Genomic DNA, 25,729 nt, shown 5'->3' on the forward strand with positions numbered 1-25,729 from the left:
AATCATGCTACGGGGAATTGAGAAGCGCTATGGCGGCAGCGCCACTGCATCCGTCCGGAACCTGGACCTCGATATCAGCGACGGAGAATTCCTATGCGTACTCGGCCCGTCAGGCTGCGGAAAAACGACCACGCTACGCATGATCGCTGGACTGGAACACCCCACAGCCGGTGAAATTCAAGTCGGCGAGCAAGTATTCGATTCCACCAAAGCGGGCATCTTCGTGCCGCCCGAAAAGCGCGGCATGGGTTTCGTCTTCCAGAGCTACGCGCTGTGGCCGCATCTCACCGTGCAGGACAATATAGATTTCGGCTTGACCTTGCGTCGTATGGACCGCAAAACCAGACAAGCGGCAGCGGGCGAGGTCATGGAAAAGCTGGGGATCGCCAAATACCGCGATCGTTATCCATCGGATCTATCCGGCGGTCAGCAACAACGCGTCGCCCTGGCACGCATGCTGGTCATGCAGCCAAACGTCATCCTGATGGACGAACCGCTGTCCAATCTGGATGCCAAACTGCGACTTGAGATGCGCGCCGAACTCAAGAGAATCCATCTTGAGTCCGGGTCCACCATCATCTTCGTGACCCACGATCAGTGGGAAGCCATGACCCTGGCCACCACGATCGCCGTCATGCGCGAAGGAACACTGCAGCAGTTGGGCAGCCCCGAAAACATCTACAACCGCCCTTGCAACCGATTTGTCGCCGAATTCGTCGGCAGTCCGCCCATGAACTTCATCGAATTGGGGCCAGGCGCGGACTCTGCACTATCGGACTCACTGCGCACCCATCTGGATGGCGCCGGCCTTGGTCCCTGTCAGGGATCGGCGGGCATACGGCCCGAAAGCATACGCCTTGGGAACCTTTCCGAGGCCGTCTCCGCCACCACCTATTCCGGGCAGGCCACCGCAACCGGCATCATGCCGACTGGCGGCAATTGGATCATCGAACTCACTGTGGCGGGTGAAAAGTTGTTTGCCACCACCAATATCTCCCCCCGCATCCAGGTGGGGGAACAGACAGGCTTCCTGGTTGATCAGGCTGATCTGCACCTTTTCAATGCAGATGGAAATCGATTGCCCTCATGACGGCTGGACTCCCTGACGGCCCGAAGACAGGTAACATCAGCGGTAAATCAGTCGCCACTGGCGCATGACACGATTAAAACAAAGGAGATGACTGTGAGACATTCGACATCGGCTCAGACACACAAAACCTTGTTCCCGGCATCGGCCCTTGCAGCGGCATTGCTGCTGGCCGGATACGGCGCTACCGCCCAGGCCGCATCCGATGGCAGTACTGATCTGGGTATCCCCGATGCTCAGTACAGCCTGGAAAAACTGATCGAAGCCGCGAAAAAAGAAGACCCCATCACGGTCGTGGACGCGACCGGCAAGATCAAGGTCATGGCCCAGAAATTCTCCGAAAAATATGGGATCAAAGCGACAGGCGTGAAAATGTCGGCCTCGAACCAGGAAGAAATCCTGGTGCGCGAAGCGCAGGCCCGCAATGTGCGGCATGACGCATTCAACATGAGCAATCTGCCCGACGTCACGGCGCAGTTTCTGCCACAGGGCATTGCCGTCAGCTGGATGCCGCCCGACCTGAAAGACGAAACCCCGACCGAATATCAGCACCCGGCCATCACCAGCCTAAATGCATGGGTATGGGCCTACAACCCCGCCGTCTTTGGTGACAAGTGTCCGGTGGATAATCTGTGGGCGCTGACCGATCGGAAATGGCAGGGCAAGATCAGCATTCCTGATCCCTTACTGCGTAACGAAACGATGTTCTGGTTCAACCAGATTGCGGACAACGCCGATACCAAGATGAAAGCAGCCTACGAGGCGTACTTCGGCAAGCCCATCGAAACCAAAGAACCTACCGCCACGGCGGAATGGGTGAAACGTTTCGCGAACAACAAGGTCAAAGTGCAAAAGAGCGATACGGACGTCGGTCCTATCGTCGGCGCCAGCACAAGCGAGCACCCCGTCATCGGCTTCGTCAGCGCAGCGATCTTCAGCCATGCCAAGAACGAAAACTTCCCGCTGGCCATCTGCAAAGAGATGACGCCCTGGATCGGCCAGCTGACACCCCGCGTGGCCGTCATCGCGGCAGGCACAAAAAGCCCCAATGCCGCCAAACTGTTCGTGCACTACATGATGTCAGCCGAAGGCATGCAACCGCAGATGGAGGACGGTAAAATTTCCACGAACCGAAACGCCAAAATGCCCGACGACGAACCATCCGGTGTAGGCCAGCTCACCGCTCGGATGTTCGTCAACAACTCGGACACAACACCTGAAGACTTCAAGAAACTCCAGTACTGGCGTGATCTCTGGACGGTCAGCAGCCGATAGTCCGACCCCTGCCTTGTCCGCAGGATATAAAAAGCCCTGCCTTCTTGCGAAGGCAGGGCTTTTTCAAGCGTCGGTGAATCAGCTAAGCACCGATCACATGTTGTCGATCATCACCTGACCGAAACCGGAACACGACACTTGGGTCGCGCCTTCCAGCAGGCGGGCGAAGTCGTAGGTGACCTTTTTCGACAGAATGGACTTTTCCATGCTGCTGATGATCAGGTCGGCGGCTTCGGTCCAGCCCATGTGACGCAGCATCATTTCGGCGGACAGGATTTCGGAACCGGGGTTCACGTAGTCCTTGCCGGCATACTTCGGTGCCGTGCCGTGCGTGGCTTCGAACATGGCGACGGAGTCCGACAGGTTGGCGCCCGGGGCGATGCCGATGCCGCCGACCTGAGCGGCCAGAGCGTCGGACACATAGTCGCCGTTCAGGTTCAGCGTGGCGATGACGTCATATTCTGCCGGGCGCAGCAGGATCTGCTGCAGGAAGGCATCGGCGATGACGTCCTTGACCACGATGTCGCGACCGGTCTTCGGGTTCTTGAATTTGCACCACGGACCGCCGTCGATCATCTGGGCGCCGAATTCCTTCTGGGCCAGAGCATAGCCCCAGTCGCGGAAGCCGCCTTCGGTGAACTTCATGATGTTGCCCTTGTGCACCAGGGTGACGGAGGGGCGGTCGTTGTCGATGGCGTACTGGATGGCCTTGCGCACCAGACGTTCCGTGCCTTCGCGCGACACGGGCTTCACGCCGATGCCGGACGTGCCCGGGAAGCGGATCTTGTTGACGCCCAGGGTGTTCTGCAGGAACTCGATCAGCTGACGGGCCTTGTCGGATTCGGCTTCGAATTCGATACCGGCGTAGATGTCTTCGGAGTTCTCACGGAAGATGACCATGTCGGTCTTTTCCGGTTCGCGCACGGGCGAAGGCACACCCTTGAAGTAGCGCACCGGGCGCAGGCAGACATACAGGTCCAGCTGCTGACGCAGGGCCACGTTCAGGGAACGGATACCGCCGCCGACGGGCGTGGTCAGCGGGCCTTTGATGGACACGACGTAGTCGCGGACCGCTTCCAGGGTTTCTTCGGGCAGCCACACGTCCGGGCCGTAGATCTTGGTGGATTTTTCACCCGCAAAGACTTCCATCCAGTGGATCTTGCGCTTGCCGGCATAGGCCTTGGCCACCGCCGCGTCCACTACTTTCAGCATCACCGGTGTGATGTCCTGTCCCGTCCCGTCGCCCTCGATGTAGGGGATGATGGGTTCGTCGGGGATATTGAGGGAAAAGTCGGCGTTGACCGTGATTTTCTGACCACCGGCCGGGACCTTGATGTGCTGATAGGACATGAGTGCTCCAGTGTTGCTGGGGTTGTTGTTCAAAAGGAGGGGGTTGATCGCTTCAGTAGCAGTCTTATATAAGAGTTTAACGTAAACTGCCGCTGGCAGGGTGCCGACATCCGTTGCCGGACCAGCGGCGGCTAAAATGAAGATTACGCCCGATCAATCCTCCTGCCCACCCCATGTTTAATCCGTCCAAAGAACAGGTCCGTGAATTTTTCACCGTCGCCTGGCGTAAACGCCGCGAGGGCGGTGTCTTGACGCCCCTGGAAACCATGGCCGCCGATCTGGTCGCGCGCCACCCCGAATACCACGACGATCTGCAGGACCCCGATGCCGCCCAGCGCGACTACCCCGTCGAAGCCGGTCGCACCAATCCCTTTCTGCACCTGTCCATGCACCTGGCGATCCAGGAACAGCTGTCCATCGACCATCCGCCCGGTATCCGGGCAGCCTGGAACAACCTGCTGACCACGCACGACGAACACGACGCGGCCCACATCATCATGGAAGCCCTGGGCGAAGTCGTCTGGGAAGCCCAGCGCCTGGGCAAGCCCCTGGACAACGACCACTATCTGGACCTGATCCGCCGCCACGCCAGCCGCACATAATGTCCGCGCAAACGGCAAGGCCAAGGCGGCCCGTCGCGGGCCGCCTTGGTTCTATCCGATCAAGAAGCTGATCGCTTATTTGCGCACCGCCAAGGGGCCGGGCAGCGTAGCCAGCCAGGACGAAATATTGACGATATCCGCCGCCGACAACTGCATGGCCATTGCGCCCATCACAGCATTTTTACGCACGTTGGCCGAGGCCGGTTCGCCTTTTTGGCCGCGCTGATAGGCGACCAGGGCATGCGCCAGGTAATCCTGGTGCTGGCCGGCCAGGATCGGGTATTCCGACATGATGGGCGATTTGGCATCCGCCCCGTGGCAGGACGCACAAGTGAATTTTTCAAAGGCGGCTTTGCCGGCGTTCAGATCGGCGGCCTGTGCGCCCGCCGTCATCAGACCGCACCCCAACAGGGCAATCCAGAATGCTCGCATGGTGTTCCCCTATTTGAGATTGGAGTAATAGGCTGCGACGTCGGCCATGTCCTGTTCCGACAGGGACTTGGCGATGGCATCCATGGTCGGAAAGGCGCGGGCGCCGCTCGCGTATTCCTTTAGCGCAGCAACGATATAGGCTGCGTTCTGACCGGCAATCATAGGGACATGGTACAACTCGGGATAGGCTGCCTTGTACTCTGGGATTCCATGGCATCCGATGCACATGGAGACCTTCTGAGCGCCTGCCTGCGCATCACCCTGAACCGCCGGGGGATCTGCCGCCAGGGCAGACCCGGCAAACAGACAGGACACCAGCAAGCCGGCAACCCCCAAACCATGCTTTGTCATTCCTTGTGACTTCATATGGCCTCTTGTCTCGTGTTTCGAATTTTAATGTCGGCATCGGCCCCCTCTTGCCGGGTCGATGAGGCACATCGATTGTACGATAGTTGACCCGATACAGACAGCCATCGAATATTGAACCTTATAACAACCTGCTGGATACACGCCCCATTCATGTCTGACGCCGCCGTTTCTCCCGACCCCCAACGCTTCCAGGGCACCGACCACTATGTCGCCACCGACGCCCTGAAAATGGCCGTCAACGCGGCGCTTGTCCTGCAGCGCCCGCTGCTGGTCAAGGGCGAACCCGGCACCGGCAAAACCCTGCTGGCCGAAGAAGTCGCCAAGGCGCTAGGCCGCCCCCTGCTGCAATGGCACATCAAATCCACGACCAAGGCGCAACAGGGGCTGTATGAATACGATGCGGTCTCGCGGCTGCGCGATTCACAGCTGGGCGATGACCGCGTCCACGACATCCGCAACTACATCGTGCAGGGCGTGCTGTGGCAAGCCTTCGAATCCGAATTCCCCTGCGTGGTGCTGATCGACGAAATCGACAAGGCCGATATCGAATTCCCGAATGATCTGCTGCGCGAGCTCGATCGCATGGAATTCCATGTCTACGAGACCCGGCAGACCATACAGGCGCGGCACAAGCCGCTGATCGTCATCACCTCCAACAATGAAAAAGATCTGCCCGATGCCTTCCTGCGGCGCTGCTTCTTTCACTACATCGAATTTCCCGACCGCGACACGCTGACCGACATCGTGGCCGTGCATTTCCCGCACTTGCGCGAGGACATCCTGGGCGCAGCGCTGGATGTGTTTTTCCGCCTGCGCGACGTGCCCGGCCTGAAGAAACGCCCCTCGACCTCCGAATTCCTGGACTGGCTGCGTCTGTTGCTGGCCGAATCGGTATCGCCGCAGGCGCTGGCCCAAGGCGACATTCCCCCGCTAGCGGGGGCGCTGTTGAAAAACGAGCAGGATCTGAACCTGCTGCAGCGCCTGGCCGCCCTGGCGCAGCGGGGTCGCTAGACAGCCACCCTATCCCTCAGACACTCTCACCGGACCGCGTCCATGAGCACACTCGCCTTTGCATCGCTACCCGCCCCTGTCACCCTGGAAGGCCACGGCATCCGCCTGATCCCGCTGGATACCGCGCACGCCGCCGGCCTGCGCGCCGCCGCAGCCGATGGCGAGCTATGGCATCTGCGGGTGACGTCAGTCCCCGAGCCAGAGCAGACCGACGCCTACATTGACACCGCGCTACAGGGCCAGGCGGCGGGCCACATGCTGCCGTTCACCGTGACGGACGCCGCCAGCGGCCAGATCCTGGGCACGACGCGCTACCACGACATCGTGCCGGCGCTGGCGCGGCTGGAAATTGGCTACACCTGGTACGGCCTGTCCCGGCAGCGCTCGCACGTCAACACCGCCTGCAAGCTGCTGCTGCTGGAACACGCTTTTCAGACCCTGGAGGCGGCTGTTGTCGGCTGGCGCACCGACAACTACAACATCGCCTCGCAGCGGGCCATCGAACGCCTGGGCGCCCGCCGCGATGGCGTGATCCGCCACCATGCCCTGCGCCGCGACGGCACGGTGCGCGACACCGTCATGTACAGCCTGATGGCGGGCGAATGGCCGGAAGTCCGCGCCCATCTGCAGTATCAGTTGCAGCGCCCGCGCCGCCGGGCAGCATGCTGATGGCACTGCATCTCCGACCATGCTGATCGATTTCTTCACCCGCCTGCGCAGCGCCGGCATCCCCGTCTCGATACAGGAATACCTCAGTTTGCTGGAATTGCTGCGCAGCCCAGCCGCCCCGACCAGCACGGAAGACTTCTATCACCTGGCCCGCATGACGCTGGTCAAGGACGAGACCCGCTACGACCGCTACGACCAGGTGTTTGCCGTCTTCATCGGCCAATTGCAAGCCCAGGCCGGCGGCACATCGATCCCCGCGGACTGGCTGCTGCAGACCTTTCGCAAGCACCTCAGCGACGAGGAAAAAGCCGCGCTGGAAAAACACGGCTGGGATCGCCTGATGGAAATGTTCCAGGAACGGCTGGCCGAACAGAAAGAACGCCACGCCGGCGGCAACAAATGGATCGGGACGGGGGGATCATCCCCTTTCGGCCACGGCGGATACCATCCGGAAGGTATCCGCGTCGGCGGCCCATCCGCCGGCAACCGCACCGCCGTCAAAGTCTGGGAACAGCGCCACTACCGGGACTACGACGAACAGCAGACGCTGGGTACGCGCAATTTCAAGGTGGCCTTGCGCCGCCTGCGCCGCTTTGCCCGCCAAGGCGCCAACCTGGAACTGGACATGCCCGGCACCATCCGCGGCACGGCAGAACAGGCCGGCCTGTTGGACCTGCGCTGGGTGCCTGAACGCCACAATGCCGTCAAAGTCCTGATGCTGCTGGACGTGGGCGGCAGCATGGACGATCACATCGCCCGCATCGAATCCCTGTTTTCAGCCGCCCGCAGCGAATTCAAGCACCTGGAAGTCTTCTACTTTCACAACTGCCCCTACGAATCCGTCTGGCGCCACAACGAACGGCGTCACGGCGCGCGCATCGACACCCAGGACCTGCTGCGCAGCTATGGCGAAGACTGGCGCCTGATCCTGGTGGGCGACGCATCCATGAGCCCTTACGAACTGCTGTATCCAGGCGGCTCCATCGAACATAACAATGCGGAAACCGGCGCCGCCTGGCTGCAGCGTATTCTCAGCCACTGGCCGCACGCCGTCTGGCTCAACCCAGAACCCTCGGGCTCGTGGCAATACCGCCAGTCGATCGCCATCGTCCGCGAGCTGATGCATGACCGCATGTATGGCATGACGATGGACGGCCTGGAACAGGCGATGCGATTGCTGTCAAAGTAAGGGGCTGCGCCCACTGGACGACTTTCTTGCATCGTGTCGGCGACCCCGTCATTTGCAGTACTGTTATGGCATTCAACGCTCCGCAACCATTCATCGAGACCATGACCCGGCTGAAATCCCTGCTGTCCCTGCTGGCGCTTTGCGCGCCGCTGACCACCTTCCTGCCAGGCTCCGCCCTGGCTGACGCCCCCCCCACCCTGCCTCCCGGCATCCAATCCGTCGTCATGATCGAAGGGGTCACGGAATACCGCCTGCAAAACGGCCTGACCGTGCTGCTCGCGCCAGATGATTCCCGCGCCCAGACCACGGTGAACATGAGCTACCAGGTCGGGTCACGCCACGAAGGGCCGGGCGAAACCGGGATGGCGCACCTGCTGGAACACCTGCTGTTTCGCGGCAGCCCCGCGCACCCGGATGCGCTGGCCGAATTTTCGCGGCGTGGACTGGCGGCCAATGGGTCCACGACCACGGACCTGACCAACTATTATGCGACGTTCGCCAGCAACCCGGATGTTCTGGAGTGGTATCTGTCCTGGCAGGCGGACGCCATGCTGAACGCCCGCATCAGCCGCGCCGATCTGGATGCGGAAATGCCGGTGGTGCGCAATGAAATGGAACGGGGCGACAACAGCCCCTTTGGGACGCTGCTGCAGCAGACCACCGCCGCCGCCTATGTCTGGCATCCCTATGGCCGTAGCGTCATCGGCGCCCGATCCGATGTCGAAAACGTCGATATCGCCCAACTGCGGGCCTTTTATCACCGCTACTACCAACCGGACAATGCGGTGCTGATCGTCACCGGGCGCTTCGATCCCCAGCAGACCCTGGACTGGATTGCCCGGGATTTCGGCCCCATCGCGCGGCCCACGCGCCAACTGCCGCCGGAATACACGATCGAACCCGTCCAGCAAGGGGCACGGGCCGTGACGCTGCGCCGCATCGGCGGCAGCCCGATCGCCATCGTTCAATATCATTTCCCTGAAGCCAGCAGCGATGCCTACACGGCCTTGTCCCTGGGTACGGCCATGCTGGCCGACAGCCCCGCAGGTCCGCTCCATCAGGCCTTGGTCCAGACCGGCAAGGCCAGCAGCACCTTCGGATTCACCACGGCGACGAAGCAGCCCGGTCAGGTGACCTTCGGAGCGCAGCCACAAGCCTCAACCGACCCGCAAGCCGTCCTGGACCTGCTGGAAACCACCCTGGAATCCGGCGGCATCGATCAGCTGGACCAGGCCGCCCTGGACCGCAACCGCACCGCCTGGCTCAACCACTGGAAACAGGTCTACAACCAGCCCGCCAGCCTGGCCGACGCGCTGTCTGACGCCGTCGCGCGCGGCGATTGGCGCCTGTATTTCATCGAACCGCTGCGCATCCGCGCCCTGACGCTGGACGAGATCCGCCAGCAGTTGCACGCCTGGCTACTGCCCAGCAACCGCACAAGCGGCCTGTATCTGCCCACGCCGGACCCGGCCTATGCGCCTACGCCGCCGGCAGCTCAGCTGCAACCCTGGATCGCCCAGCTGCGGACCGGCACGCCCCGCCCGGCGGTCGCCAGCTTTGACACCGATCCGCAAGCCATCGATGCCGACACCTTGCGCGACACCTTGATGCTGCCCAACGGCAAGGTCTCGCTGGCTCTGCTGCCCAAGGCCACCCCCGGCGAACAGGTCTACGCCTACATGAGTCTGCGCTTTGGCACCGCCGAACAGATGCGCAATCTGGGCCTGACACCGTCGGTCACGGCAGCCATGCTGCTGCGCGGGGCCACAGGACTATCCCGCCAGCAGATCGAAGACCAGCTCAATGCGCTGGATTCCGTCCTGAGCTTCAGCAGCAGCGGCAACACCGTCACGGTGGCCATGCGCAGTTCGCGCACCCATCTGCCCGACCTGCTGGCCCTGACCTTCCATCTGCTGCGCGAACCGACCTTCCCGGCATCGGAATTGACGGAAATCCAGCACAGCCTGGTGACGAATCTGCAGGATTCCGCATCCAGCCCCGCCTATCTGGTGCGCAACACCTTGCAGCGCCAAGACCAGCCCTGGAAACCAGAGGATATCCGCTACACCCCGACGACGCAGGAACTGCTGCAAGCCGTGCCGTCCCTGACCCCGGACGCGCTGCGGCGATTCCACGACCGTTTCTACGGCGCGGGCGACATCCTGCTGTCCGTCGTCGGCGACATCGACCCCGATACGCTCGAACAGAGCCTGCGTCAGGGCCTGGCGGACTGGAAACAGGCACCCGCCTACGAACGGATAGCGGAACCCTGGTATCCCGTGACCCCCAAGACCTTCACCATCCCCGCCCCCGGCAAGGCCAACGCCAATTATCTGGCGGCACTGGCCCTGAAACTGCAGGACACCGACCCGCGCTGGCCGGCCTTGATGATAGCCAACTACCTGCTGGGCGGATCCGAGGATTCCCGCCTGTGGCAGGCGATCCGGGTCAAGGGCGGCCTGTCCTACACGGTGGGCAGCCAGCTGCAAGCCTCGTCCTGGGAACCTTCCGGCAGTTGGACGCTGTTTGCGTCGATGGCATCTGCGAACGCCCAGGTGCTGCAGGATGCCGTGCGCAAGACGCTGGACGACACCCTGAAGACCGGCTTCACCCAGGACGAAGTGGACCAGGGAGTGAAATCCCTGCTCAATTTCCTGAAGCTGGGCCGGTCCGACGACAGCTGGCTGGCCGATCATTGGCTGGATTATCTGGGGACGGACCGCAGCTTTGCCTGGCAACAGCACCTGATCGAGCAGTGGCAGACGCTGACGGCTGATCAGGTGAACGAGGCCATGCGCGCGCTGCTGAAACCCGATGCCTTCAGCATCGCCGTGGCGGCGGACCCGGCTGCCCTGCCTTAGATAAGGGCAAACGAAAAACCCCGCGCTCCCTGAACAGGAGACGCGGGGTCCGGGTAAAGCCTGAAACAGATCAGGAAAAGAAATTCTTGACCTTGTCCGTCCAGGATTCGCTCTTGGGCGAGTGGCGGTCGCCGCCCGTGCTAAGCGAGGTTTCGAACTGACGCAGCAGCGCTTTTTGTTCGTCATTCAAGCGCACCGGGGTTTCCACGGCCACGTGACAGTACAGATCACCGGGGTAGCTGGAGCGGATGCCCTTGATGCCCTTGCCGCGCAGACGGAAAGTCTTGCCGGTCTGCGTGCCTTCGGGGATGGTGATTTCCCCGCGCCCGGCCAAGGTCGGGACTTCCAGGGAACCGCCCAAAGCCGCCTTGGTAAAGGGGATGGTCAGCTCGCAGTGCAGGTCTTCGCCATCGCGCTGGAAGATGCCGTGCGGCTTGATGCGGATTTCCACGAACAGGTCGCCTGAAGGCCCGCCATTGACGCCCGGCTCGCCATTGCCCGACGAACGGATGCGCATGCCATCGTCGATGCCGGCGGGAATCTTGACTTGCAGGGTCTTGTTCTTGCGAATCCGCCCCACGCCCTCGCAATCCGCGCAGGGGTTGGAGATTTCCTTGCCGCTGCCGTGGCAGGTCGGGCAGGTCTGCTGGACGCTGAAAAAACCCTGCTGCATGCGCACCGCGCCGCTGCCGCCGCAGGTGCTGCAAGTATGCGGCGTCGTGCCCGGTTTGGCGCCGGACCCGTGGCAGGTATCGCAGTTTTCCCAGCTGGGAATGCGGATTTCGGTATCAAAGCCGTTGGCCGCCTGTTCCAGGCTGATTTCCAGGTTGTATTTCAGGTCGGCGCCGCGATAGACCTGCGGGCCACCGCCGCGCCGGCCTGCTGCACCGCCAAAAATCTCGCCGAAAATATCCCCGAAGGCGTCGGCAAAGCCGCCCGCCCCGCCCATGCCGGCGCCGCCCGCCGCATTGGGATCCACGCCCGCATGGCCAAAACGGTCATACGCCGCCCGCTTTTCCGCATCGGACAGCATCTCGTAGGCCTCTTTGGCCTCTTTGAACTTGTCCTCTGCTTCTTTGCTGTCCGGATTGCGGTCCGGATGATATTTCATTGCCAGCTTGCGGTAGGCCTTGCGGATATCCTCATCCGAGGCATTCTTGGCCACCCCAAGGACTTCGTAGAAATCGCGTTTTGCCATTGGTATCGATTACGTTTGCACTGCTATTGAAGGACATATGCCCGGACCGGTAAAAACCGGAACCGGGCAGGCACAGCCAGACGACCAGACCGGATGCGTCCGCCCATCGGGGCGAGCCGGCATCCGGCTGGCGGCAATCAGTCGCGCTTCACTTCCTTGAAGTCGGCATCGACAACATTGTCATCGACCGGCTGCGCAGCGTCCGCCGCTGTCGCGCCGTCGGCTGCAGCCTTGGCCTGCATGTCGGCGTACATTTTCTCGCCCAGCTTCTGGGAAGCCGTGGCCAGGGCCTCGGTCTTGGCGTCGATGGCGGCCTTGTCGTCGCCCTTTGCGGCTTCTTCCAGGTCCTTGATCGCGGCTTCGATGGCTTCTTTTTCAGCGTCATCGAGCTTGTCGCCGTATTCCGTCAGGGACTTGCGCGTGGCGTGCGCCAGACCGTCGGCCTGGTTGCGGGCCAGGGCCAATTCGGCGACGCGGTGATCTTCGTCGGCATTGGCCTCGGCGTCCTTCACCATGCGCTCGATCTCGTCCTCGGTCAGCCCGGAGCTGGCCTTGATCGTGATCTTGTTTTCCTTGCCGGTGCCCTTGTCCTTGGCCGACACGTGCAAAATGCCGTTGGCGTCGATGTCGAACGTGACTTCGATCTGCGGCAAGCCGCGCGCGGCAGGCGGGATCCCTTCCAGATTGAATTCGCCCAGCGCCTTGTTGCCGGCGGCGATTTCGCGTTCACCCTGGAACACCTTGATGGTCACGGCAGGCTGATTGTCGTCAGCCGTCGAGAACACCTGCGAGAACCGCGTCGGGATCGTGGTGTTCTTCTTGATCATCTTGGTCATGACGCCGCCCAGGGTCTCGATACCCAGAGACAGGGGGGTCACGTCCAGCAGCAGCACGTCCTTGCGGTCGCCCGACAGCACGGACCCCTGGATCGCAGCGCCAGCGGCGACGGCTTCGTCAGGGTTCACGTCCTTGCGCGGATCGCGACCAAAGAATTCCTTGACCTTTTCCTGGACCTTGGGCATGCGGGTCATGCCGCCGACCAGGATCACGTCGTCGATTTCCGAGATCTTGATGCCGGCGTCCTTGATGGCGGTGCGGCAAGGCGCAATGGTGCGCTCGATCAGATCTTCCACCAGGGATTCGAGCTTGGAGCGCGTGATCTTCAGGTTCAGGTGCTTGGGGCCGGACGCATCCGCCGTGATGTACGGCAGGTTGATTTCGGTCTGCTGCGTCGAAGACAGTTCGATCTTGGCTTTTTCAGCGGCTTCTTTCAGGCGCTGCATCGCCAGCACGTCCTTGGACAGGTCGGTGCCGGATTCCTTTTTGAATTCGTCGATGATGTAGTTGATGATGCACAGGTCGAAGTCTTCGCCGCCCAGGAACGTATCGCCGTTCGTGGACAGGACCTCGAACTGCTTTTCACCGTCGACGTCGGCGATCTCGATGATGGACACGTCGAAGGTGCCGCCGCCCAGGTCATAGACCACGATTTTGCGGTCGCCGCGCTCGGCCTTGTCCAGGCCGAAGGCCAGCGCTGCCGCCGTCGGTTCGTTGATGATGCGCTTGACTTCCAGACCGGCGATGCGACCGGCGTCCTTGGTCGCCTGGCGCTGGCTGTCGTTGAAATACGCCGGCACCGTGATCACGGCCTCGGTGACTTCTTCGCCCAGGTAGTCTTCAGCGGTCTTCTTCATTTTGCGCAGGATGTCGGCAGACACCTGCGGCGGGGCCATTTTCTTGTCCTGAGCTTCGACCCAGGCGTCGCCATTGTCGGCCTTCAGGATGGTGTAGGGCATCAGGTCGATGTCCTTTTGCACGGCCTTTTCGTCGAACTTGCGACCGATCAGGCGCTTGACCGCGAAGATGGTGTTGGTCGGGTTGGTGACGGCCTGGCGCTTGGCCGGCGCGCCGACCAGGACTTCGCCGTCCTGCATGTAGGCGACGATGGACGGCGTGGTGCGGGCGCCTTCCGAGTTTTCAATGATCTGGACCTTCGATCCGTCCAGCACAGCCACACAGCTGTTGGTCGTACCCAGGTCGATCCCGATGATCTTGCTCATGTTTGATCCTGTCGATGTTTGAATGAGGGGCGGACGTTTCCCGCCGATGTTTCTGATGTGGGGTTGCCCCCCGCCGATTTCAAGACTGCCCGGCTGACACCATGACCAAAGCCGGACGCAGAACGCGATCGGCGATCAGGTAGCCCTTTTGCAGCGCCTGCGCCACCGTGCCTTGCGGCTGTTCGGACGGGACGTTGGAAATCGCCTGATGCTTGTGCGGGTCGAACGCATCGCCCGGCTGGGGCGCGATCTCGCGCATCTGATTGCGCTCGAAGGCATTGTTCAACTGGCGCAGGGTGGATTCCACGCCCTTTTGCCAGTCTTCCGCCGTCTGGTCCTCCTGGGCCAGAGCGGCTTCCAGGCTGTCGCGCACGGGGATCAGGCTTTCGGCAAAGGATTCCGTGCCGAATTTACGGGCCTTGGCCACGTCTTCCTGGGCGCGGCGGCGCACGTTTTCGACTTCGGCATGCGCCCGCAACAGCTGATCATGATATTCGGCGACTTTCGCCTGGGCCTCGGCCAGCAGCGCCGCCAGGTTCTCACCAGCTTGCTCGGGGACGTCTGCCGGCGTGGCAGCGCAGGCATCAGGGGCTTGGGCCGGATCCTGGGGCGCGGCGGCCTTGGGATCCAAGTCTTCCTGGGGTGCCGACATGGTGAACTCTCCAAAAACAGAAAAATACGAATGAAACGATAGATGAGGGGAAAAATGGGAATATCAAGAGGTTTTTTCAATGCCTCAGGGACGATGGCCTGCAGCAGACGCCGGACGGTCCGGCGCAGCTTCACACCCAGCCGGCCAGATTGCCGGCCAGCAGATCGGCAAACCCCTTCACCCAGCCCGGTTCTGCATTCAGGCAAGGAATGTAGCGGAATTCCCGCCCGCCCGCGTCCAGAAAGGCCTGGCGGCAGCCCATGTCGATTTCTTCCAGGGTTTCCAGGCAGTCGGCCAGAAATCCCGGGCACAGCACGTCCACGGAACCCACGCCGTCCCGCCCCCAGGATTCCAGCGTCGCCTGGGTATACGGCTGCAGCCAGGGGGCGGCGCCGAAACGGCTCTGGAAACTGACGTGCAGGCGCGCGCCGTCCGCCCCCAGGCGCTCGCGCAAGGCGGCGGCTGTCTGCATGCAGTCGCGGAAATAGGGGTCGCCCTTTCGGACGCTGGCCTGCGGCAGGCCATGAAAACTGAGCAGCAAACGATCAGCCTTCCCGGCCTGCCCCCAATGCGCCTGGATCGACCGGGCCAAAGCATCGATGTAGGCAGGATCGCGATGGAAGCGGTCCAGCACGCGCACGGTGGGTTGATGCCGCAAGCGCGCCAGATGGGCATTGATCGCGTCCACCGCCGTCGCGGTGGTGCTGGCCGCATATTGCGGGTACAGGGGCGCCGCCAGAATGCGTCCGCAGCCCGCCGCCCGCAGGCGGTCGATGGCGTCGCTCAAGGCGGGCTGGCCGTAGCGCATGGCCAATTCCACCCGGACGTTCAGGCCTTGCCCCGCCAGAACGCCCTGCACGCCCTGGGCCAGATCCTGGCTATGCACCAGCAGGGGCGAACCGCGTTCCAGCCAGATCTCGGCATATTTGGGAGCAATCGCCGCCGGACGTCGGGTCAGGACAAACAGCCGCAAAATGATCTGCCACAGCCAAGCTGGCAGTTCGACGACGCGGGGATCCGACAGGAATTCCCGCAGATAACGGCGTACGGCGCTGGCGGTCGGGGCATCGGGCGTGCCGAGATTGATCAACAAAATGCCCAGGGGGCCGCGATCCGCGCCAGGCGCATCAGGGTCCAGCGCCTGGGGGTCCGGCGCATCAGAGATAAAACGGGTCATGGTCGACAGGGCATGAGAAAAAGGAATCCGGAAGAAGCGGCGCAGCGACAAGACACTATGAAGCCGCCTGGCCCAGCGCATTGGACAGCATGCGGGCCGTGATATCGACAATCGGGATGACCCGTTCGTAGGCCATCCGCGTGGGGCCGATGACCCCCAGAGTGCCGATGACCTCGCCATCCACCCCATAGGGCGCGGTAATGACGGACACATCCTCTAGGGGCACCAGACGGGAATCCCCGCCGATGTAGATCTGAACCCCCTGCGCATGGCTGGACACGTCCAGCAGATGCAGCAGATCGGTTTTTTGCTCGAACAGCGCGAACAGACGGCGCAGCCGATCCATATCGGCAGTCATTTCCGAGATTTCCAGCAGCTTGCCCTCGCCGGAAATCACCACGGCCTCGTCCGCCGTATCGGACCCGCCAATGCCCGCATCGACGGCCTGCCGCATCAAACGGGATATATCCGAACTCAAGGTGGCGAGCTCCGCCTTCAGGGCCATGCGGACTTCGTGAAAGGCTTTGCCGGAAAACTGCCGATTGAAGAAATTGGAGGCTTCCAGCAGTTCGACTTCGGTGTATTCACGCGACACGAACAGAATCCGGTTCTGCACATCGCCGTTGGGGGTGACGATGATCAACAGAACCCGCTTGTCCGACAGGCGGATGAATTCGATGTGGCGAAAGACCTGGGTGCGCTTGGGCGTCAGCACGACCCCGGCGAACTGCGACAGATTGGACAGCAACGTGGCCGCCGCCGTCACGGCGCGGCCCGGTTCGGCCGCCGGCAGATAATCGGCGATCGGCATGTCCGGGCGGAATTCATAGGGCCGCACGGTCAGCAGCGTATCGACGAACATGCGGTAGCCCTGGGGCGTCGGCACCCGGCCCGCCGAGGTGTGCGGGCTGTGGATCAGGCCAAGGTCTTCCAGGTCGGCCATGACGTTGCGAATCGTGGCGGGCGACAGCTCGAACACTTTCGACAAGGTGCGCGAACCCACGGGCTGGCCGTCCGCGATATAGCGTTCCACCAGCGCCTTGAGCAATGCCTTGGCTCGATCATCCATGTCCTATTCACCCATCGTGCGGGACAAGCGCAACACGCCGATAGCGGCACAGCGCATTCATCCCCCTATAATCGGATACTCCTTATTATTCCATTAAACGCGCGAAGGACCGGCTTCATGCACTTCAAGACCGTGGCCCTGATCGGCCGCTACCAGGACAGCGGGCTGGACGCGCCCTTGCGGCGGCTGGGCGCCGTGCTGCAGGCCGCCGGTTGCGCCGTGCTGATCGAGGCCCAGACCGGCAGCAATACGGGTGTGCAAGACTTCCCACTGGCCTCGTACCAGGACATCGGCAAACAGGCCGATCTGGCCATCATCATGGGCGGCGACGGCACCATGCTGGCTGCGGCGCGCGAACTGGCCACATCCGACGTGGCGCTGATCGGCATCAACCACGGTCGCCTGGGTTTCATCACGGACATCCCCCTGGGCAGCGCCGACGAGGCCATCACCCGCATCCTGAACGGCGCTTATGTGCAGGACGAACGCATGCTGCTGGAAGGCCGCGTCATGCGCGGCGATCAGTTGATGGCCTCCGGCCTGGCCCTGAACGACGTCATCATCAACCGCGCCGGGCGCGGCGGCATGATCGAACTGCGCGTGGAATGCAATGGCGTGTTCATGCACAGCCAGCGGGCCGACGGCCTGATCATCGCCACGCCCACCGGGTCCACGGCCTATTCCCTGTCGGCGGGCGGCCCTATCCTGCACCCGCAGGTCCAGGCCCTGGTGCTGGTCCCCGTGGCGCCCCAGACACTCTCGAACCGTCCCATCGCCCTGCCCGAAGATTCCCTGCTGGACATCACGATCCGCGCCCTGGGCCGCGTGGAATCCGGCGCCAGCGTGCACTTCGACATGCAGGCCCTGTCCAATTGCCAGGAAGGCGACCGCATCGACGTGCGCCGCAGCCCGCACCGGGTGCGCTTTCTGCACCCCCAGGGCTACAGCTACTTTTCCACCTTGCGCAGCAAACTGAACTGGAATCGCATGCTGCATCCCTGGGACGACCCTGACGAACACGCTCTCTAAGGCCTATGCTGCGCACCCTGCACATCCTTGATTTCGTCATCGTCGACCGTGCCGACATCCATTTCGAGGCCGGTTTCACGGTGTTTTCCGGCGAAACCGGCGCCGGCAAATCGATCCTGATCGACGCGCTGTCGCTGGCGCTGGGCGGGCGCGGCGACGCCAGCCTGGTGCGCGAGGGCGCCAACCGGGCCGACATCAGCGCGGTCTTCGAAGCTCCGCCATCCGCCGCAGGCTGGCTGGACGAGCAAAGCATCGAGGGCCCGGAACTGATCCTGCGCCGGGTGATCGACAGCCAAGGCCGCAGCAAGGCCTACATCAACGGTCTGCCCGCCACCCTCGCGCAGCTGCGCGACCTGGGCGCACTGCTGGTGGACATCCACGGCCAGCACGCCCACCAAAGCCTGTTGCAGCCTGCCAGCCAACGCGACATCCTGGACACCCAGGGCGGACACGCGGATCAGGCGCAGGCGCTGTCAGATGCCTGGACCGATTGGCGCCTTGCTCAAGCCGCCCTGGATGCCGCGCGCGACGATGCTGCTGGACGGGCGCAAGCGATCGACCGCCTGCAAGAGGACCTGGCCCTGCTGGACGAACTGGCCCCGACCGCCGACGAATGGCCGGCGCTCTGCGCCCGGCAATCCCGCCTGGCCCATGCGCAGGCGCTGCTGTCCGGCGCCGGGCAGGCGATTGAAGCCCTGGATGGCGAATCCGGGTCGGTCGCCACCGCCCTGCACACGGCCCTGCAGGCCCTGCAATCCCTCACTCGCCACGACCCGCGCCTGGAAGAACACTGCCAGACGCTGGAATCGGCCCGCATCCTGTGCGCGGAAACCGTGTCGGGGCTGAACGCCTATGCCGACCGCCTGGAACTGGACCCCGACGCCCTGGCCCAGGCTGACGCCCGCATGAGCCAGATGTTCACCGCGGCCCGGCGCTTCCACGTCGAGCCCGAGGCCTTAAGCGAGCTGCACGAATCCCTGGGCGCCCAACTGCGGCAGGCCGAGGCCGGCCAGGACCTGCAGGCGCTGACCCAGGCCTGCGCACAGGCCGAGGCACACTACCAGGCCATCGCCCAGGCGCTCAGCACTGCGCGCGCCGCCACCGCGCAGCGGCTGGCTGAACAGGTCACGGCAGCCATGCAAAACCTGTCCATGGAAGGCGGCTCTCTGCAAGTGGCTTTGCCCGCGTGCAAACCCTCTGCCCACGGCCTGGAAACCGTGGAATTCCTGGTCGCGGGCCATGCCGGGGTAGCGCCTCGGCCCTTGTCCAAGGTCGCCTCGGGCGGTGAATTGGCGCGGATTTCCCTGGCCCTGTCGGTCATCGCCAGCCAGGCGGCGCGCGTGCCGACCCTGATTTTCGACGAGGTCGACACCGGCATCGGCGGCGCGGTGGCGGAAGTCGTCGGCAGACTGCTGCGCGAACTGGGGCAGCGCCACCAGGTGCTGTGCGTCACCCACCTGCCCCAAGTGGCCGCCTGCGCCAGCCAGCATTTTCAGGTCAGTAAAACCACGCGCGATCAGCACACGCTATCGGCCATCCAGACGCTGGATGCGCCCGCCCGGGTCGAGGAAATCGCCCGCATGCTGGGCGGACTGACACTGACGGCGGCCACCCGCGAACACGCTCAGGAAATGCTGCGGCTGTCGGCAGGACACCCCGCCGCCTGACGCAAAACAGGCCGGACGGGGAAATCCCGTACCGGCCTGCCAGCAGTCCTGTTTGATGCGATCTGGTTTATTTCTTGCCCGCCGTGCATTTAGGGCAAATGCCGTAGAGCATCATATTGTGGCTTTCCAGCGTGAAGCCGTTTTCCTTGGCGATGCGATGCTGTCGTCTTTCGATTTCGGGATCGGAAAATTCCACCACGCGACCGCAATTGGTACAGATCAGGTGATCGTGATGATCGCCATCGTTCAGTTCAAAGACGGCCTTGCCGCCATCGAATTGGCTGCGCAGCAGGATGCCGGCCTGCTCGAACTGGGTCAACACCCGGTAGACGGTGGCCAGGCCGATATCCACGTCTTCGGTAATCAGAGCGCGGTAGACGTCCTCGGCGCTATGGTGACGGGTCTCCGCTTTGCGGAAGACATCAAGAATCTTCAGGCGAGGAAAAGTCGCCTTCAGCCCCATGTTTTTGAGCTCAATCTGGTCATTCATGATTCAAGTATCCTGAGTCCGGCCAAAGAAAGCAAGTCGGCCTGCTGACTGGGAAGCCCGCCCTTGCGCATGCGTCAATCCGAATTCCCTTTATGATAGCGGTTTTAGCGGCCGCAATCTGCAGGCCGGCCATCGAACACGGGGGCATCTGTGCGTATCCGAGCTAGTCGTTTTTCCCGCAGCGTGAACATCTGCCTAGCAGCCGGCCTGCTGACCATCGGCCTGGCAGGCTGCGGCTCGACCAATTGGGGCTTTCCCTATCGGGCCACTGTCCAGCAGGGCAATTGGATCACCACCGAACAGGTGGCGCAACTGGAAGTCGGCATGACCCGCGACCAGGTCCGCTTCGTGCTGGGCACCCCCACCCTGCAGGACGTGTTCCACTCCGACCGTTGGGATTACCCCTATTACAACCAGCCGGGATACGGCAAGGACGAACTGCGCAAGTTCACCGTGTGGTTCAAGGGCGACCAGCTGGAACGCTGGGCCGGAGACGAACAACCCAACCGCCAGCCCTTCCAGAGGACCGATAGCGGCAAGGAAGCCGTGGAATCCGCCGACAAAGCCGCCCAAAAAGCCACATCCCCTGGCGTGAACAATGATGCCGCCCCCAACGCGGGCGCTTCGACCGATACGCCCCAGGCCACGATCGAAATCGGCGCGCCGAACCAGAACGACTCCAACAAGGCTGAATGACCATGCGGATTGCCATCGCCGGATCCTCGGGCCGCATGGGCCGCATGCTCATCCAGGCTATCGTCGAATCCACAGACCTGACGCTGGCCGCCGCCCTGGACCGTCCAGGCAGCGACAGCATCGGCCAGGACGCGGGGGGCTTTCTGGGTGTTGCCACAGGGGTGCAGATCACTGACGACCTGCAGGCTCTGGCCCAGGCCGATTGCCTGATCGACTTCACCCGCCCTGAAGGCACTCTGACCCATCTGGATGTGTGCGCCGCCCACCGGGTGAAATGCGTGATCGGCACCACCGGTTTCGATGCCCAGGGCAAACAAGCCATCCGCGCGGCAGCCCAAAAAACCGCCATCGTCTTCGCGCCCAACATGAGCGTCGGGGTCAACGCCACCCTGAAGCTGCTGGACATGGCCGCCCGCTTGCTGAACAGCGGCTACGACGCGGAAGTCTTCGAGGCCCACCACCGCAACAAGGTCGATGCGCCCTCGGGCACAGCTCTGGCGATGGGCGAGGCCGTCGCCCACGCCTGGGGCGTGCAATTGGACGACGTGGCCGACTGGGCGCGTCACGGCCACACCGGCGCGCGTGAAACCGGCCATATCGGCTTTTCCGTCGTGCGCGGCGGCGACATCGTCGGCGACCACACCGTCTATTTCTGCGGCACCGGCGAGCGCATCGAAATCACTCACCGCTCGACCAGCCGGGCCACCTATGCCCAGGGCAGCCTGCGGGCGGCGCGCTACCTGGCGCGCAAGGAATTCGGCCTGTTCGACATGCAGGACGTGCTGGCCAGTTAACAGCGCCAACCGCGCCGCCTGGCGCGATCCAAAGGACAGCGACTGCAGAACGCCAAGCCACACCGGCATCCTGCAGCTGCCGTTCTTCAGTCCAGAACGACCGGCTCCTGTTCCAGGTCCACCCCGAACCGTTCCCGCACCGACTGACGCACCGCCTGCGCCAGGGCCTGAACATCCGCCGCCTGCGCCCCGCCGTGATTGACCAGCACCAGGGCCTGACGTTCATGCATGCCCACCGGTCCCAATCGGCGGCCTTTCCAGCCCGCCTGCTCGATCAGCCAGCCCGCCGCCAGCTTCACTCGGCCATCCGCCTGAGGATAGTGACGCAGGTCAGGGAAGCGTTGCGTCAGCGCAACCGCCCGAGCAGCATCCACCACCGGATTTTTAAAGAAACTGCCTGCATTGCCCAGCACTGCGGGATCGGGCAGTTTGCGACGGCGGACGTCGCACACCGCCTCGTAAATGCGCCTGGGCATCGGGGCGGCGCCCAGCAGGGACGGATGATCCCGCAGGTCCGGGTAGTCCAGGCGGGGAAGCCAGGTTTTGGGCAGCGCAAACCGCACCCGCACAATCAGCCAGCGCCCCGCCCCGGCGCGTTTGAACACGCTGTCGCGGTAGGCGAAGCCGCAATCGGACGGCAGCAGCGTGCGTTCCTGGCCCGCCTGCAGATCCCAGGCCACTACCGAATGCAGACGCTGGTCCAATTCCAGCCCATACGCGCCGATGTTCTGCACCGGCGCCGCCCCCACCGTGCCGGGAATCAGCGCCAGGTTTTCCAGCCCTGGCCAGCCCTGATCCAGGCAATGGGTCACAAAGCCATGCCAGGACTCGCCCGCCGCTGCCTCGACGATCCAGTGGTCCGCCGTTTCCTGCCACAGACGGATGCCGCGCAAGGCAACCCGCAGCACACGGTGTTGCACATGCGACTGCATGACGACATTGCTACCCCCCCCCAGAATGAAGATCGGCACACCGCGTTCCTGGCATAACCCTGGAATGGCAGCCTCGTCATCCAGCACGGCCACCAGGGCCTGCGCAGGCAGACCCAGCGTATTGCAATGCTGCAGGGATTGATCGGTAAAGGCGATGGGCATGGGGACGGACAGACGCGGACAGGGATAAAGGCGTAAGCATACAGCGCCTGCTCCACGCCCCGCACAACCGCCCGGCCAGGTCATGGCGATGCATCTGCACAGTCGATTTGACAGGCCTGTAATCCGTACCGTATAGTTCGATTCCTGCTTGATTTCGTGTCGGCGCGGCGCTTGAAAAAGATGCCTCGCCAGTCTGAAAAAACCATCAGCCGTTTGACAGACAGAAAAGTACGACATACAATGCATGGCTTAGCTAATCGGCTAAGAAATGCGGGAATAGCTCAGTTGGTAGAGCGCAACCTTGCCAAGGTTGAGGTCGCGAGTTCGAGACTCGTTTCCCGCTCCAGATTCAAAAAAGGCCCAAACTTCGGTTTGGGCCTTTTTGCATCCTGATCCGTCTGCCGCGCCACAGCCCACCCTAGCCCTCGGCAGCCCTGGATGCCGCAGGTTCCACCGTCACCAAATGATTGGTCTGCCCCTCCTTGGTTTCACAACGCCATGTGGCCCAGAGCTTCGAGCCTGCCCCGTTGCCCGAACCGGTATCCAATTCGAGCGCCAGCCAGTTCCGGGCCGCTAAAATCCGGCGATTCGACTGCGGAAAAAGCAGCATCTCCGCACTGGTACGCACATCCAGGTTCTGCGTGATCTTCGCCACCCCGTCCAGCACAAAGAAAAATAGCCGCTCGGCCACAGACACCAGCGAAGGATGCACCACAGCGGTCGAGGTGAACTGCTGGATCTGCGCCCAATTGTCCTGCGGACCCACATCCTTGCGATACGCGACCCCGTGCGCCGCCACATGCACGTCTCCCGACACGATGACCACCCTGAACCGCTTGGCCTTGGCCGTCGCGAACAATGTTTCGAGCAGGCGCAAGCGCTCACCCTCGTGATCGTCATGGGCCCAGTGATCTTTCAGATCATCCGCGCTGCTATCCAGCACATGCTCGGGACTCAGTGTCTCCAGGAAAGGCTCCGCCAAAGACAATTTCGGATGCACGACGGGGACGGAAGACATGAACAACAGGTACTGGCATCCTGCCTCCGGACACTGCTGGTCATTCGCCGGAATCTGTCCAAGCCAGGCCTTCAAAGCGCCCCAGGTGTCCGGCCCAAGCACTTGCTCATGCGAACGCTCCGTCCTCAGATCCGCCACCACCAACCGCAGGGGGCCGACCGCATGCGCGAAGCTGAACCCGGGCTGCCGATCCAGCATGGGCAGGGCCAGCGCATCTTGCTTGAGCACCGTCGACCATTCGATCTTCTCGAAAAGCGGGTCGTCCGCCCTGACGGACACATCGTCGCGCCGCCTCAGCGCCGGCAACAGATCATCCACGTGCTGCATCTGAAAGATCCAGAACGCGCGCCGAGCATGATAAAACAGCCGCTGGAACAAAGGACTGTTCTGCATTTCGGCGCTGTACGACCCCCAGCCATCGAAAATATCGTGGTCATCCCACATCATCACGGTCGGCATTCTTGCCATGGCATGTGCCGCATCAAGCGTTCTGCTTGCCGACCCCCAAGCCGCCCTTTCCTTTGGCAACCATCTGGCGGCATACAGCGCCAGGTAGTAGTCCCCGATTTGCTCGTCAAGCTCCGGGGGAACTTCAAACTGCAGCTGGTCGTCTCTAGGCAGGCCGATCCAGCCCTTGAGCGCCTTGAGGTCTTCCCAGATGGAATCAAAGTAGATCTGGTCTCCCCCCATCAGCAACAGATGAAAACGCTGCAGATTTTTGTCGTGCGTCAGCGACTCATGCCACAGCTGTTCTTTATCGAGCATATAGCCCTCTGGGCGGACTGCCTTGTCGTGATTGCACAGCAGATCCGCCCAGACCGCGTTCTCTCCCTTGATCAGCTTCCGAAGACTGCTGGGGTCCGAGAAACCATTGCATGAAACATAGGCCATGCGGGGGGAATGATCCTTGCCTGGCACCGTGAAATGCCATGTTTCCGACTCACCTTCCAGCGCGTACTCGATCCGGCGTTCTTGCGCGTTCTGCTTGACGGTCAGGTCATAGCGCAGATACTGGCGACCTCGATGCCTGAGCAACACGACATGCTTCGCCACCCGGCCATCGACGGTCAGCTTTGGCGGCGCAGCGGCTTCCTCCAGGCCGATGAGCGCGCTCACCTTCCATTTTCCTTTGAGGGCGCCTCGAAACGACAGCACGGGTCCCAGCAGCAGATGAGAGGTCATGAATCGCGCCTCCAGATCTTCGGATTGTTCTCAGCGCTTAGAGTACTACTCCCTGAGAGTAGCCAGCCATTGCTCGGCGTAGCGGGTGGCCAGTTCGGGCGACACACCGAAGAAGGCGATCCCGCCCCCACAACGCCTCATCCATACAACACCCCTTCCGATTTTGTCAGAAGACCCTACAGCGGATATTCACGCCCTTTCCCCTATAAGATCGCAGCATGCACCCAATCGCATGACCAGCCCGACAGGCCCCACTGTCGAACCCGCTTACAGTCCCGTCCTGAAGACCTTGATATGGTGTTTTTGAGACCCTCGTTTTCAGGAGATACTCATGTCAAAGAAGATTCCCGGATTCCTCGCCGCTCTGGCCGGCAGCTTTATCCTGGCCGCCTGCTCGACTCCATCCACGGTGACGACTAACGATGGACGGACCGACTACACGGCTGACGCTCCCAATACGGAGACGGACGATGGCTTCGTCCATTATGAAAAAGACGGCCATGAGGTCAAGGTCAACAAGTCCGACGTGCAGCGGATCGAGGAAGTGAAGTAGGCGACCGACCCCGGTTCGCTCACGACGCGCCATAGGGGCACTGCCTGATGCGGCCTGACGGGAACGGTTTCCCGAGGGCAGCATCAGCCGCCGCCCCTGAACACACCCACTCCGTCACGGTATCCTATCGCCTCGCCCGGCACTCGACATGCCGGCATGTCGATCACATCAAGGACGCCAGTGACTCCCACCCCCCACTCTGCCC

The 25,729-nt window shown here is 62.5% G+C and carries 23 protein-coding genes and 1 tRNA gene; 13 read left to right on the forward strand and 11 right to left on the reverse strand.

What is annotated here, in order from left to right; all coding sequences use genetic code 11:
* Positions 1-4 precede the first annotated feature (4 nt).
* Entirely contained in the window at positions 5-1,090 is a 1,086-nt protein-coding gene (locus tag WBF69_RS03895; protein WP_424261427.1) for an ABC transporter ATP-binding protein, read from the forward strand.
* 93 nt (positions 1,091-1,183) lie between these two features.
* Entirely contained in the window at positions 1,184-2,362 is a 1,179-nt protein-coding gene (locus WBF69_RS03900) for an ABC transporter substrate-binding protein (protein ID WP_424261429.1), read from the forward strand.
* A 93-nt stretch (positions 2,363-2,455) separates the two neighbouring features.
* Here WBF69_RS03900 and icd read toward each other — a convergent pair whose 3' ends face one another.
* Positions 2,456-3,712, reverse strand: a complete 1,257-nt coding sequence (icd, locus tag WBF69_RS03905; RefSeq protein ID WP_424261431.1) for an NADP-dependent isocitrate dehydrogenase — start codon at positions 3,710-3,712, stop codon at positions 2,456-2,458.
* Between the two features lie 173 nt (positions 3,713-3,885).
* Here icd and WBF69_RS03910 point away from each other — a divergent pair, with 173 nt between their 5' ends.
* A complete protein-coding gene (locus WBF69_RS03910; RefSeq protein WP_424261433.1) occupies positions 3,886-4,314 on the forward strand; it encodes a DUF1841 family protein in 429 nt (142 codons plus the stop codon).
* 75 nt (positions 4,315-4,389) lie between these two features.
* Here WBF69_RS03910 and WBF69_RS03915 read toward each other — a convergent pair whose 3' ends face one another.
* Positions 4,390-4,746 (reverse strand): c-type cytochrome, encoded by a 357-nt coding sequence (locus WBF69_RS03915; RefSeq protein ID WP_424261435.1) that lies wholly within the window; start codon positions 4,744-4,746, stop codon positions 4,390-4,392.
* A 9-nt stretch (positions 4,747-4,755) separates the two neighbouring features.
* Positions 4,756-5,112 carry a c-type cytochrome gene (locus WBF69_RS03920; RefSeq protein ID WP_424261437.1) on the reverse strand — a complete coding sequence of 119 codons (357 nt, stop codon included), beginning with the start codon at positions 5,110-5,112 and terminating at the stop codon, positions 4,756-4,758.
* Between the two features lie 153 nt (positions 5,113-5,265).
* Here WBF69_RS03920 and WBF69_RS03925 point away from each other — a divergent pair, with 153 nt between their 5' ends.
* From WBF69_RS03925 to WBF69_RS03940, 4 genes are all read left to right on the forward strand, one after another.
* Complete coding sequence (locus WBF69_RS03925; protein ID WP_424261439.1) at positions 5,266-6,126, forward strand: AAA family ATPase; 861 nt, start codon at positions 5,266-5,268, stop codon at positions 6,124-6,126.
* A 42-nt stretch (positions 6,127-6,168) separates the two neighbouring features.
* Positions 6,169-6,795, forward strand: coding sequence for a GNAT family N-acetyltransferase (locus tag WBF69_RS03930; protein ID WP_424261441.1), 627 nt, complete (start codon positions 6,169-6,171; stop codon positions 6,793-6,795).
* Positions 6,796-6,814: 19 nt separating this feature from the next.
* Positions 6,815-7,984, forward strand: a complete 1,170-nt coding sequence (locus WBF69_RS03935; RefSeq protein WP_424261443.1) for a vWA domain-containing protein — start codon at positions 6,815-6,817, stop codon at positions 7,982-7,984.
* A gap of 65 nt (positions 7,985-8,049) precedes the next feature.
* Positions 8,050-10,845, forward strand: a complete 2,796-nt coding sequence (locus WBF69_RS03940) for a M16 family metallopeptidase (protein ID WP_424261445.1) — start codon at positions 8,050-8,052, stop codon at positions 10,843-10,845.
* A 70-nt stretch (positions 10,846-10,915) separates the two neighbouring features.
* Here WBF69_RS03940 and dnaJ read toward each other — a convergent pair whose 3' ends face one another.
* The 5 genes from dnaJ to hrcA all read right to left on the reverse strand — a co-directional run bounded on the left by dnaJ (position 10,916) and on the right by hrcA (position 17,001).
* Positions 10,916-12,043, reverse strand: coding sequence for a molecular chaperone DnaJ (dnaJ, locus tag WBF69_RS03945; RefSeq protein WP_424261447.1), 1,128 nt, complete (start codon positions 12,041-12,043; stop codon positions 10,916-10,918).
* A gap of 137 nt (positions 12,044-12,180) precedes the next feature.
* A complete protein-coding gene (gene dnaK, locus WBF69_RS03950) occupies positions 12,181-14,103 on the reverse strand; it encodes a molecular chaperone DnaK (RefSeq protein ID WP_424261449.1) in 1,923 nt (640 codons plus the stop codon).
* Between the two features lie 79 nt (positions 14,104-14,182).
* Positions 14,183-14,755 (reverse strand): nucleotide exchange factor GrpE, encoded by a 573-nt coding sequence (grpE, locus tag WBF69_RS03955; RefSeq protein WP_424261451.1) that lies wholly within the window; start codon positions 14,753-14,755, stop codon positions 14,183-14,185.
* Positions 14,756-14,885: 130 nt separating this feature from the next.
* Positions 14,886-15,932 (reverse strand): ferrochelatase, encoded by a 1,047-nt coding sequence (gene hemH, locus WBF69_RS03960; RefSeq protein ID WP_424261453.1) that lies wholly within the window; start codon positions 15,930-15,932, stop codon positions 14,886-14,888.
* 55 nt (positions 15,933-15,987) lie between these two features.
* Positions 15,988-17,001, reverse strand: a complete 1,014-nt coding sequence (gene hrcA, locus WBF69_RS03965) for a heat-inducible transcriptional repressor HrcA (RefSeq protein ID WP_424261455.1) — start codon at positions 16,999-17,001, stop codon at positions 15,988-15,990.
* A 117-nt stretch (positions 17,002-17,118) separates the two neighbouring features.
* Between hrcA and WBF69_RS03970 the strand changes: the two genes are divergently transcribed.
* Entirely contained in the window at positions 17,119-18,030 is a 912-nt protein-coding gene (locus tag WBF69_RS03970) for an NAD kinase (RefSeq protein WP_424261457.1), read from the forward strand.
* Positions 18,031-18,035: 5 nt separating this feature from the next.
* On the forward strand, positions 18,036-19,697 hold the full coding sequence (gene recN, locus WBF69_RS03975) for a DNA repair protein RecN (RefSeq protein ID WP_424261459.1): 1,662 nt from the start codon (positions 18,036-18,038) through the stop codon (positions 19,695-19,697).
* 67 nt (positions 19,698-19,764) lie between these two features.
* Here the strand turns inward: recN and fur are convergent, their stop codons facing one another.
* Entirely contained in the window at positions 19,765-20,187 is a 423-nt protein-coding gene (gene fur, locus WBF69_RS03980) for a ferric iron uptake transcriptional regulator (protein ID WP_424261461.1), read from the reverse strand.
* 183 nt (positions 20,188-20,370) lie between these two features.
* Between fur and WBF69_RS03985 the strand changes: the two genes are divergently transcribed.
* Together WBF69_RS03985 and dapB are read left to right on the forward strand one after the other, a co-directional pair.
* Positions 20,371-20,883 carry an outer membrane protein assembly factor BamE gene (locus tag WBF69_RS03985; RefSeq protein WP_424261463.1) on the forward strand — a complete coding sequence of 171 codons (513 nt, stop codon included), beginning with the start codon at positions 20,371-20,373 and terminating at the stop codon, positions 20,881-20,883.
* Positions 20,884-20,885: 2 nt separating this feature from the next.
* A complete protein-coding gene (dapB, locus tag WBF69_RS03990) occupies positions 20,886-21,677 on the forward strand; it encodes a 4-hydroxy-tetrahydrodipicolinate reductase (protein ID WP_424261465.1) in 792 nt (263 codons plus the stop codon).
* Between the two features lie 86 nt (positions 21,678-21,763).
* On the opposite strand, the gene murB is transcribed toward dapB, so the two are convergent.
* Complete coding sequence (gene murB, locus WBF69_RS03995) at positions 21,764-22,771, reverse strand: UDP-N-acetylmuramate dehydrogenase (RefSeq protein WP_424261467.1); 1,008 nt, start codon at positions 22,769-22,771, stop codon at positions 21,764-21,766.
* Positions 22,772-23,041: 270 nt separating this feature from the next.
* On the opposite strand from murB, the gene WBF69_RS04000 reads away from it, so the two are divergent.
* A tRNA-Gly gene (locus WBF69_RS04000) sits at positions 23,042-23,117 on the forward strand.
* A gap of 72 nt (positions 23,118-23,189) precedes the next feature.
* Here the strand turns inward: WBF69_RS04000 and WBF69_RS04005 are convergent.
* Positions 23,190-24,971, reverse strand: a complete 1,782-nt coding sequence (locus WBF69_RS04005) for an alkaline phosphatase family protein (protein WP_424261469.1) — start codon at positions 24,969-24,971, stop codon at positions 23,190-23,192.
* Between the two features lie 331 nt (positions 24,972-25,302).
* Between WBF69_RS04005 and WBF69_RS04010 the strand changes: the two genes are divergently transcribed.
* Positions 25,303-25,524: a YgdI/YgdR family lipoprotein gene (locus WBF69_RS04010; RefSeq protein WP_424261471.1), complete on the forward strand. Its 222-nt coding sequence runs from the start codon at positions 25,303-25,305 to the stop codon at positions 25,522-25,524.
* The last annotated feature ends 205 nt before the right edge of the window (positions 25,525-25,729 follow it).

Source organism: Castellaniella sp. (genome assembly GCF_049673105.1).
GTDB lineage: Bacteria > Pseudomonadota > Gammaproteobacteria > Burkholderiales > Burkholderiaceae_B > Castellaniella.